8 protein-coding genes and 1 pseudogene are annotated in these 10,295 nt (G+C 76.1%); 5 read left to right on the top strand and 4 right to left on the bottom strand.

What is annotated here, in order from left to right:
- Positions 1 to 289: pseudogene (locus AB0E96_RS32595) on the bottom strand (hypothetical protein); the annotation flags it as partial.
- A 153-nt stretch (positions 290 to 442) separates the two neighbouring features.
- On the opposite strand from AB0E96_RS32595, the gene AB0E96_RS32590 reads away from it, so the two are divergent.
- Together AB0E96_RS32590 and AB0E96_RS32585 are read left to right on the top strand one after the other, a co-directional pair.
- Positions 443 to 760 carry a helix-turn-helix transcriptional regulator gene (locus AB0E96_RS32590; RefSeq protein ID WP_359829394.1) on the top strand — a complete coding sequence of 106 codons (318 nt, stop codon included), beginning with the start codon at positions 443 to 445 and terminating at the stop codon, positions 758 to 760.
- 212 nt (positions 761 to 972) lie between these two features.
- Positions 973 to 2,202, top strand: a complete 1,230-nt coding sequence (locus AB0E96_RS32585) for an MFS transporter (protein WP_359829393.1) — start codon at positions 973 to 975, stop codon at positions 2,200 to 2,202.
- An 811-nt stretch (positions 2,203 to 3,013) separates the two neighbouring features.
- Here AB0E96_RS32585 and AB0E96_RS32580 read toward each other — a convergent pair.
- Positions 3,014 to 4,072, bottom strand: a complete 1,059-nt coding sequence (locus AB0E96_RS32580; RefSeq protein WP_359829392.1) for an aminoglycoside phosphotransferase family protein — start codon at positions 4,070 to 4,072, stop codon at positions 3,014 to 3,016.
- A gap of 850 nt (positions 4,073 to 4,922) precedes the next feature.
- On the opposite strand from AB0E96_RS32580, the gene AB0E96_RS32575 reads away from it, so the two are divergent.
- Entirely contained in the window at positions 4,923 to 5,261 is a 339-nt protein-coding gene (locus tag AB0E96_RS32575) for a zinc-binding dehydrogenase (RefSeq protein ID WP_359829395.1), read from the top strand.
- Between the two features lie 102 nt (positions 5,262 to 5,363).
- On the opposite strand, the gene AB0E96_RS32570 is transcribed toward AB0E96_RS32575, so the two are convergent.
- The gene (locus AB0E96_RS32570) at positions 5,364 to 5,732 is read right to left on the bottom strand and encodes a helix-turn-helix transcriptional regulator (RefSeq protein ID WP_359829391.1); all 369 of its coding nucleotides are present in this window, start codon (positions 5,730 to 5,732) and stop codon (positions 5,364 to 5,366) included.
- A gap of 389 nt (positions 5,733 to 6,121) precedes the next feature.
- Entirely contained in the window at positions 6,122 to 7,090 is a 969-nt protein-coding gene (locus AB0E96_RS32565; RefSeq protein WP_359829390.1) for a BTAD domain-containing putative transcriptional regulator, read from the bottom strand.
- Between the two features lie 475 nt (positions 7,091 to 7,565).
- On the opposite strand from AB0E96_RS32565, the gene AB0E96_RS32560 reads away from it, so the two are divergent.
- Together AB0E96_RS32560 and AB0E96_RS32555 are read left to right on the top strand one after the other, a co-directional pair.
- Positions 7,566 to 8,777 carry an aminotransferase class I/II-fold pyridoxal phosphate-dependent enzyme gene (locus AB0E96_RS32560; protein WP_359829389.1) on the top strand — a complete coding sequence of 404 codons (1,212 nt, stop codon included), beginning with the start codon at positions 7,566 to 7,568 and terminating at the stop codon, positions 8,775 to 8,777.
- Positions 8,778 to 8,961: 184 nt separating this feature from the next.
- Entirely contained in the window at positions 8,962 to 10,197 is a 1,236-nt protein-coding gene (locus AB0E96_RS32555; protein WP_359829388.1) for a beta-ketoacyl-[acyl-carrier-protein] synthase family protein, read from the top strand.
- The last annotated feature ends 98 nt before the right edge of the window (positions 10,198 to 10,295 follow it).

The following is a 10,295-nucleotide window of genomic DNA, read 5'->3' as shown; positions in this document are numbered from 1 at the left end:
CGGCGGCGCTGCTCTGCCCGCCGAGCAGCAGCAGGACCAGCGCCATCGGTGTCACCACCACGGTGTTCAGCCCGTAGTGCGCCGCCGTGGCGTACCGGCCGCCGACGGCGCCCCAGCCGACTCCTGCGCCGTGGACGCCGTGGACGCCGTGGACGCGGTGCGTGGCGGGTGCGGGTGCCTGCGCGCCCCGGGGGTGTGCTTCACCCGGGGCGCGCTCGCGCTCGGGCCGGTGACCACCGCCGTCCCGGACGGCGCCCGCGGCGGCCTCGTCCGGATCGCCCGGTACCACTGACCCGACCCGACCCGACCCGCCCGTCCCTGTCCGGCCCGCCCCGGGGCGGTGTCGTCCGCCGCGGCCCGGGTCCCGCCTTGACACCCCGGCAACGTATCCAGAATATTGGATACGTCCTCGGGGGCCCGGACGGCGGAAGGAGCGTGTGCGGTGGACCTGGACCCGCTGGCCGTGCACAAGGCGCTCGCCAACCCGGCGCGCGCGGACTTCCTGCGCTGGCTCAAGACGCCCGAGCGCCACTTCGACGAGGCCTACTACCGCGAGCGCGGCGTCGGCTTCCACATCGGCGTGTGCGTCACCGACATCCAGGAACTCTCGGGACTGTCCCAGTCGGTGGTCTCCGGCTACCTGCAGATCCTGCGCGAGGCCGGGCTGCTGGTGTCCGAGCGCGTCGGCAAGTGGACCTTCTACCGGCGCAACGAGGAGACCATCGCCGCCTTCGCCGCGTACGCGCGCGACGAGCTCTGACACACCCGCACCACCCGCACCGCGCACGCCACCCGCACCGCACACGCCGTCCGTACCGCCTGAACCGCCCGCGTGGTTCACGCGGTCCGTGCCGCCGGCGCGGTCCGCGGCGCCACACCCCCGCTCCCGCAGGGGGCGCCCCGCCCGGCGCCCCCTTTTCTTCCGCCCCAACACATCCAACTATCTAGATTTGTCTATTCATGGAGGTCGTCGTGTACCCAACCGCCCCCGCCCGCACAGGCCGGGCCGCCGTCGCGGTCCTGGCCCTGGGCGTGTTCGGCATCATCACCACCGAGATGGGCGTCGTCGGCGTCCTGCCCGCCCTGGCCGAGCGCCTGCACACCACCCCCGCCACCACCGGATGGCTGGTCGGCGCGTTCGCCCTCACCGTCGCCGTCACCGGCCCCGCCGGCGTCCTGCTCGCCTCCCGCCTGCGCCGAAAGACCGTCCTGGCCACGGCACTGGCCCTGTTCGCCGTCTCCAACACGGTCTACGCGCTCAGCGACTCCTTCCCCCTCGTCCTCGCCTTCCGCATCCTGCCCGCCCTGCTCCACCCCGTCTTCTTCGCCCTCGCCCTGACCGCCGCCACCCGCCTGGCCGCCCCCGGCAAGGCCGCCCGCGCCACCACCACCGTCTTCGCCGGCGTCAGCGCCGGCTTCGCGTTCGGCGTCCCCCTCACCTCCTACCTCGCCGACCACCTGGGCCTGCCCGCCGCGTTCTGGAGCGCCGCCGCCCTCAACCTCCTCGCCTGCGCCGGCGTCCTCACCCTCTTCCCCGACCTGCCGGAAACCCGACGCCCCACCTACAGCGGCCAGTTGGGCATCCTGCGCAGCCCCCGGCTGTGGCTGGCCGTCGCCGCCGTCACCCTGCTGTTCGCCGCCATGTTCAGCGGCTACGGCTACATCGCCGAATACCTGCAGAACGTCACCGGCCTCGACACCTCCCTCACCGGCCCCGCCCTGATGGCCTTCGGCATCGTCATGACCGCCGGCAACCCCCTCTACGGCCGCCTGCTCGAACGCCACCCCCTGCGCACCGCCACCGCCTACCCCCTGCTCTACCTCGCCCTCTACCTCCTCCTCGACGCCGCCGGCCCCCACCCGGCGCCCATGCTCGCCACCGTCCTGCTCTGGGGCGCCGTCCACTCCGGCGGCCTGGCCGTCGCCCAGACCTGGCTCGCCCGCGACGCCACCGACGCCCCCGAGTTCGGCAACAGCCTCTTCATCTCCTTCTCCAACCTCGGCATCACCCTGGGCACCACCCTCGGCGGAACCCTCGTCGCCACCACCGGCCCCCGCCACCTGCCCCTGGCCGGCGCCGCCCTCGCCGCCGCCGCCCTCGCCACCATCCTGTGGCGCCGCCGCCTCGACCCCCGACCCGAACCCCGACCCCGGACCGAGCAGCCGCAGACCGACCCCGCCCACCGCACTCCCACCCCCTGACACCCCACCAACCCCCGCACCCCGCACCCCCGCACCCGTGCGCGCTGCACCCCGCCCCCCGCACCCCCGCACCCACGCGTGCCGCGCCACCGCACCTCCACGCGGCGGCGCGGCACGCGCGCGACGCCGGGGGAGGAAACCGGGGAGGAAACAGGCCCGCCACGGACGCCCCCGACCGCAGCACGCGCGACCGGCTCCCGCCCCGGCCGACGTCGCGCCCCGGCCGGGGCCGGGGGAGCGGCCCGGGAGGACGGCGTCGGTTCGTGGTGACGCCGGGCAGGGCGCCGGCGACTCCCTGCGGCTGCTCCGGCCGCGGTGGCTCCGGCCGCAGGGGGACTGCCGTGGTTCCCGTTCCCGTTCCCGGGGCCGCCCGCGGTGTTTCCTGCTCCCGGGGGCGCTCGCCGCGGTCTGCGGCCACCTTCCCGGAGGCCGGAGGTCTGGTGATGCCGCCCAAGGTCCGCTTCTGCCCGTCCCGGCTTGTCCGAGGGCACCGGCAAGGCCGACTTGCCGCGGGCACCCCGAGCACGCCGACCGCAGCATGTGCGACCGGCTCCCGCCCCCCGCACGCCCTCCCGGGCCTGGGGAGCGGCCCGGGAGGACGGCGTCGGTTCGTGGTGACGCCGGGCAGGGCGCCGGCGACTCCCTGCGGCTGCTCCCGCCGTGGTGGCTCCGGCCGCAGGGGGACTGCCGTGGTTCCCGTTCCCGGGGCCGCTCGCGGCGCCCCGGCGCCGCCCCCGCCGTCCCCGCCGTCCCCGCCGTCCCCGCCGTCCCCGCCGTTCCCGGGCCGGAGGGGGCGGGGGCGCCCGGTGGGTCAGGCGTAGCGGTCGAACAGGGCCTGGAGGTAGTCCTCCAGGCGGGTGGTCAGGACGGCGGGCGTCAGGTCGGTGCGGCCCAGCTCGCGCCAGGGTTCGGCGACCTTGCGGGCGTCGGGGGCGAAGGCGAGGGCGTCCAGCAGCCGCCAGTACAGGTGGGCGCGGCCGTCGGCGAGTTCGCGGCCGCCGGCGGCGGTGTAGAGGTCGGCGAAGGCCAGGCCCGCGGCGGGGCCGTGCAGCAGGGCCAGGGCGGTGGAGCAGTGGGCGACGTCCAGGTCGGCCGGGCCCCAGGACGTCTCCACCCAGTCGACCACCCCGGTGACGACCGGCCGCGCACCGTGCGCACCGCGCGCGTCGTGCGTGGGGGCCGTGTCGAACAGCACGTTGCCGGGGTGGAAGTCGCGGTGCAGGAAGCACGCCCGGTACGGGGGCGCGGGGGAGCCGATCACCTCCACCGCCCGCGCCCACAGGGCCCGGCGGGCGGTGTCCTCGGGCACGGCGACCCGCTCGGGGGCCGTCCACGCCTGCCAGGCGCGCGGCCGGTCCGCCTCGCGGACCTCCAGCGCGTGCACGGCGGCCAGCTGCGCGGCCAGCAGACGGGCGCGGGCGGGGGCGTGCGCGTCCTGCTCCAGGCACACCCGTCCGGGCAGGGCGGTCATCACCAGCGACGGGTGCTCGCACACCGCGCCCGCCGCGTCCACCGCGACCAGGCGCGCGGCGGGGACGGCGCTGCCCTCCAGCAGGCGCAGCACCGCCGCCTCGCGGGCCAGCAGCCCGGGGGCGTGGCGGCGGTAGAACGGTGTGACGAAGGAGCGCAGTACCAGCGCGGACGGCGAGGGGTGCGGCCCGTCGCCGTCCCGGCGCACCTCCAGGCGGCGCATCCGCGAGGTCCACCCGCCGCGCAGCACGTCCACCGCGCCCAGGCGCTCACCGGGCGCGAGGTGCCCCTGGACCCACCGCCGCGTGCCCTCCCAGCCCTCCCACCCGTCGTCCGGCCCCTCGCCCGGCCCGTCGTTCGGCTCCCGGCCCCGGTCGTCCCGTTCCCCACTGTCGATCATGGACGGCAAGCCTACGCCCCCTGCCCGGCCGGACTCTCCCCGTTGACGTGCGGTCAACTCCCGTGCGAAGAAGGCGATAAGCCCACTGTTCCGACAGGCGTCGAAGTCTGACGGGCCGGGCCGGGCCTCGCCGGGGTCGGGTGAGAGCCGCCCGCGCGCCGCCGGGCGCGTACCGCGCGAAGGGGGATCCGCCATGCCCGGGACCGTCGTCTTCGAGAGCACCGGGGGCCGGAGGTCCTGACCGTGCGCGAACGCCTCTGCCCGAGCCCGGTCCCGGCGAACCGCGCCGGCGCGTCGCCGCGATCGGCCTCTTCCGCGCCGAGGCCCTCTTCCGCGCCGGCACCCACCCGGAGCGGCCGCGCCTGCCCGCGGGCCTGGGCCGCGGGGCCGCCGGTACCGTGGAGGCCGTCGGCCCGGGACGTCACCGCCTTCGCCCCGGGCGGCCTCGTCGACACCGTGCCCGCCTTCTCCCGGGACGACTACGGCGTCTGCGGCACCCGCGTCCTGGTCCCGGCCCGCGCCGCCGTCCCCCACCCCGCCGGCCTCACCGCCGCCCAGGGCGCCGCCGTGCGGATGCCCTGCCTCACCGCCTGCGGCGCCCTGGCCGAGGACGGCCACCTGCGCCCCGGCGACCACGTGCTGATTACCGCCGGCGCCTGCGGGGCGGGCCCGGCCGCCATCCGTACCGCCCGCCGCCTGGGCGTTCACCCCCTCGCCACCACCCGCACCCGCGCCATGGCCCCCGCCCTGCCGGCGGCCGGCGCCGCCGAGGTGATCGTCACCGGCGGGGGCGACCTGGCCGCCCGCGTCCGGGCCGAGACCGGCGCACGCGGCGTGCGCGCCGTCCCGGATCCCGTCGGCCCGACCCGGCGTCCCGGCCCTGGCCGAGACCCTCGCCCCCGGCGGGCACCCGATCGTCTACGGCCGCCTGGACCCGCGCGAGGCCCCGCTGCCCGGCCAGGACGCCTTCGGCCCCGTCAGCAGCCGCTTCCACGGCATGCACGAGGTGACCCGCGACGACGAACGCCTGCGCCGCGCCCACGCGTTCGTCACCGCGGGCCTGGCCGACGGCTCCTTCGCCCCCGTGATCGACCGCGTCTTCGAGGGCCTCGACACCGTCGCCGAGGCCCACCGCCGCCTCGAGGCGGGCACCCGGACCGGCAAGATCGTCCTGACCGTCACCGGCTGACCCGCCCCCGCACCCCGGCCCCCGCACGCACCGGCCCCCCGCACCCCGGCCCCCGCACGTACCGGCCCCCCCGCGCACCGGGCCCCCGTGCGCCGGGGCCCCTCACACCCCCGTACGGGGCCCGGGCAGCAGCTGCCCGGCCTCCGCGTCCGCGGCGGCCACCACCGCCGTCAGCAGACCCGGGAAACGCCGCTCCAGCTCCTCGCTGCGCAGCGCGTTCATCTTGGTGGTCCCCACGTAGTACTGGCGCAGCAGTCCCGCCTCGCGCAGCACGCTGAAGTGGTGACTGGAGGTCGAACGCCCCACCGGCAGGTCGAAGGAGCCGCAACTGAGATCGGCTCCCGAGTGCGCGAGCGTGCGCACCACCGTCCTGCGGGCCGGATCAGCGAGCGCCTCCAGCACCTGCTGGACGCTCACGTCCTCCACACCAGGGTGCACGATCACCCGCGCCGCCACGCGTGCCCGTCCCACACCCACCACCCCTTCCCAACACTCGACCCCCGTCCGTCCGATGACCAAAGACCGCGCCGTGCGCGCGACTTCACGCCCACGACGCTACTATGCCCGACCCGTCCGCCACGCTCACCGCAACACCCGCGCAACACGCCCCGCCGGCGGCGCTGAGCGGCGCGGCGGCCACGACACCGCCACCGATCCCGCCCCGCCGCTCCCGCACCACCGGACACCCACCGGCACGCGGGGACCGGCACACAGGATCCGGCACACGGGAACCACACGTGCGGGCACCACCCGGGCGGGCACCACCGCAGGGGCGGGCGCGGTGCGCGCGAACGCCGTGCCCCGCCGGGCGGGGGAGCGGCGGGGCACGGCGCTTACCGCGCGGGGCAGGTGACGGGCGTTCAGGCCGCGCGCACCGGAGCCACCACGCCCCCGACCGCGGCACCGGCACCGACGGCGGCACCGGAACCGCCGCCCGCGCCCGGACCGGCGCCGGTCCCCGCCGCCACGGCGCCGGCGCCGGCCGGACGCGCCAGCCGCGCCAGCGCCAGCGGCTCGAAGATCCCCATCAGCACCGGATCCACCGCCCGCACCGCCGCCGGCGCCGGCGCCGCCGGCACCGGGGTGCGCAGCAGCGCCAGGTACAGCTCCTGGCTCTCCGCCGCCGGATCGATGCCCAGCTCCTCGGCCAGCACCTGACGCAACTGCTGGTAGCAGCGCAGCGCCTCCGCCCGGTTCCCGGACGCCGCCAGCGCCTCCATCCGGCACCGGTAGGCACTCTCACGGAACGGCGCGCGGCGCACCGCCTCGTCCGCCCACCGCAGCGCGTGGTGTTCCTCGCCCAGCGCGGACGCCGCCAGGCTCGCCGTCTCCAGCGCGCTGATGCGCAGCTCCTCCACGTGCTCGCGCACCCCCTGCGCCCACTCGCCCTCGTGATCGGGCAAGAACGCCCCGCGCAGGTTCGCCAGCGCCCCCGCGGCCAACTGCTGCGCCACCGCGTGGGATCCCGCCGCCAGCGCCTCGCCGGCCTCGCCGACCGCGGAGGCCGCGGCCTCCAGGTCCACCGCCGCGTCCGCGGGCAGCCGCAGCACGTACCGCCCGCCCTGGGCGATCAGCGGCGTCGCGCCCGGGCCCTGGCCGGGCGCGGTGACGAACGCCCGCACCCGCGAGACCACGCTGCGCAGCGCGGACGCCCACGTGTCGGGCAGTCCGTCGGGCCAGATGGTGTCGGCCAGCTGGTCGCGGCTGGTGCCGCTGGAGCGCTCCAGCACCAGGCGGGCGAACGCCACCTGGGCCTGGGCGCTGGACAGGTGCTGCGGAGCGCCGTCCTCGTGCTCGACGGCGACCAGACCGGTGAGGCGGATCAGCATGCGCGGGCCCCCGATCTGCCGGCCGGACCGTCTTCCCTGAAGCCTTTCAACACGAGCTCCAACCCCCTTGAGCCAAAGCGGAAGCAACGGCCCGTTCCGGCCGTCGGCATGGGAAATTGCGGATCGGAACAGAAATCCGCCGACCACCCGTTCGGTTTCGGCGGATTTCGACCATACATTCGCCGCATCGCGCGGTGTCAACACCGGTTGCGGAAACATACCCACCGGCCGGTCAATGCGTCGTGGACGCAATGTTTCCGCACGTCAGAGCTTTCCCGCAGGCCAGCGAAGCGCCTATTGCGGACGCCTTGCGCCGCCTGCCGTAGAAATGTAGCCATCCTTGAGCAGCCCGCGTGAACGCTTCGAGAAAACACCCCCGAAGCCGCCCGCTCCACGCGGGAAGCCGCCCGCCCGTGAAAGCCGCGAAAACCGTGGAAACCGGGGAAACCCGTGACGCCGTGAAGGAGAAACGCCCGTGAACGCCACCGGAGCATGGCACCGCCTGGAGCCGAAACTGGCCGCGACGAACGCCCGCGTGGCCGCCCTGGAATCCGACCCCTCCCGGCGCAACAGCTTCGTCGCCTACACCATGGAACGCGACAGCGCCTACTGCGACCTCGACGGCGAACGCCTGCTCATGATGTCCGGCTACAGCTACCTGGGCCTGGCCGGCGACGAACGCGTGGTGGCCGCCGCCAAGGCCGCCGTCGACGTCTACGGCACCGGCAACCACGGCGTGCGGGCCCTGGCCGGCACCATCCCCCTGCACGAGGAACTCGAGGCCGAGGTCGCCCGCTTCGCCCGCCGCGAACGCGCCCTGGTCTTCGGCTCCGGCTACGCCGCCAACGTCGGCACCGTCGGCGCCCTCGTCGGCCAGGGCGACACCGTCCTGATCGACAAGTACGACCACGCCTCCATCGTCGACGGCTGCCGCCTGTCGGGAGCCACCGTCACCCGCTTCCGCCACAACGACGTCGACCACCTCGAACGCCGCCTCAAGGCCGCCTCCCCCACCGGCGTGCGCCTGGTCATCGTCGACAGCGTCTACTCCATGGACGGCGACATCGCCCCGCTGCCCGAACTGCGCGAGGTCTGCGACCGCTACGACGCCCTGCTCATGGTCGACGAGGCCCACGCCCTGGGCGTCATCGGCGCCACCGGCGGCGGCATCGAGGAGCACTTCGACCACAAGGTCCGCGTCGACGTCAAACTCGGCACCCTCTCCAAGGCCATCCCCTCCATGGGCGGCTGGGTCGCCGGCAGCCACGACCTCATCGGCCACCTGCGCTACGCCGCCCGCCCCTTCCTCTTCTCCGCCGCCCTGGGCCCCGCCCAGACCGGCGCCGCCCTGGAGTCCCTGCGCATCCTGCGCCGCGAACCCGAGCGCGTCACCCACACCCAGACCCAGGCCCAGCGCCTGCGCGAGCGCCTCAACGACGCCGGCATCTCCACCATGGACTCCACCACCGCGGTCCTGCCCGTCATCGCCGGCAGCGACGACGCCGCCTACGACTACGCCACCGCCTGCCGCAAGGCCGGCGTCATCGGCCTGCCCGTCGTCACCCCGGCCGTCCCCAACGACCTCGCCCGCCTGCGCATCGCCGTCACCGCCCGCCACACCGCCGCCGACATCGACTTCGCCGCCGAGGCGTTCCTGACCGCCGCCCGCCAGACCGGCCTGATCTGACCCACCCCCGCCACCACGACCCACCCTGCACCCCCGCACCCCCGCACCACCCCGCCCAGGACCACCCCACCACCGCCCCACCGCCCCGCCCAGTACCGCCCAGTACCGCCCAGCACCACCCCACCGCCCCACCCCCTGTACCCGCCGCCGGGCCGACCGCGTGCGACGCGAAGGAGACGAAGCCATGGCCCCCCACCACCGGCCACCGATCGCCGTCACCGGCCTCGGCGTCATCAGCCCCGCCGGCCACACCGTCGCCGACCTCTGGCACACCGTCACCTCCGGACACTCCACCGCCACCGCCCTGACCGACCCCGCCCTGACCCGCCACCGCGTCCGCCTGGGCTGCCGCGTCACCGACCTGCCCGCCCACACCCACCTGCCCGCCAAGGACGCCCGCCGCCTGGACCCCTTCGCCCACTACGGCACCCTCGCCGCCCTGGCCGCCCACGCCGACGCCGGCCACCCCAGCCCCGAACCCGCCCGCAGCGCCATCGTCGTGGGCACCGCCGTCGGCGGACGCACCACCAGCGACCGCGAATCCGCCCTCTACACCGAACACGGCCCCCTGCGCGTCTCCCCGCTGATGCCCCTGGTCACCATGCCCAACGCCGCCGCCGCCCAGATCGCCATGCGCCTGAACTGGACCGGCCCGGCCCTGACCATCGCCACCACCTGCGCCTCCAGCGCCGACGCGATCGGCCACGGCGCCCTGCTCCTGGAGAGCGGCCGCGCCGACATCGTCATCGCCGGCGGCTGCGAAGCCACCCTCACCCCCGTCACCCTCGCCGCCTTCGGCAACCTCGGCGCCCACTCCCTGCGCAACGACGAACCCGCCCGCGCCTCACGCCCCTTCGACACCGACCGCGACGGCTTCGTCATGGGCGAAGGCGCCGGCTTCCTCGTCCTCGAACGCCTCGCCGACGCCCGCGCCCGCGCCCGCACCCCCTACGCCCTGCTCGCCGGCTACGGCGCCAGCGCCGACGCCTACCACCTGTCCAACCCCCGCCCCGACGGCGCCGGCGCCGTCACCGCCATGCGCGCCGCCCTCGCCGACGCCCACCTCACCCCCGCCGACATCGCCCACGTCAACGCCCACGGCACCTCCACCGTGCACAACGACCGCTCCGAAGCCGCCGCGCTGCGCACCGTGTTCGGCCCCCACGGCGTGCCGGTCACCTCCACCAAGGGCGCCATCGGCCACCTGATCGGCGCCGCCGGCGCCGTCGAGCTGATCGCCGCCATCGAGGCCATGAACGCCCGCACCGTCCCTCCCACCGCCAACCACGAGAAGACCGAAGAGGGCCTGGACCTCGACGTCGTGCACACCGCGCCGCGCCCGATCCGCTCCGGCGCGGCCCTGTCCAACTCGTTCGGCTTCGGCGGCCACAACACGACCCTGGTGGTGACCCCGCTATGACCACACCCACGACGACCGCCCCCGCCGCGACCGCCCCCGCCGCGACCGCCTCCCAGGCGAGCGCGCCCACGACGGCCGCGCCCGTACCCGGGGCGGAC

This window comes from Kitasatospora sp. NPDC036755 (assembly GCF_040636595.1).
Classification (GTDB): Bacteria; Actinomycetota; Actinomycetes; order Streptomycetales; family Streptomycetaceae; genus Kitasatospora.
This window is presented reverse-complemented; position numbering and strand designations above follow the sequence as displayed.

Bases quoted from the DNA above. Each gene is read 5' to 3' on its own strand.
- AB0E96_RS32580 (WP_359829392.1), bottom strand. From the start codon at position 4,072: ATGATCGACAGTGGGGAACGGGACGACCGGGGCCGGGAGCCGAACGAC.
- AB0E96_RS32565 (WP_359829390.1), bottom strand. From the start codon at position 7,090: ATGCTGATCCGCCTCACCGGTCTGGTCGCCGTCGAGCACGAGGACGGC.
- AB0E96_RS32555 (WP_359829388.1), top strand. From the start codon at position 8,962: ATGGCCCCCCACCACCGGCCACCGATCGCCGTCACCGGCCTCGGCGTC.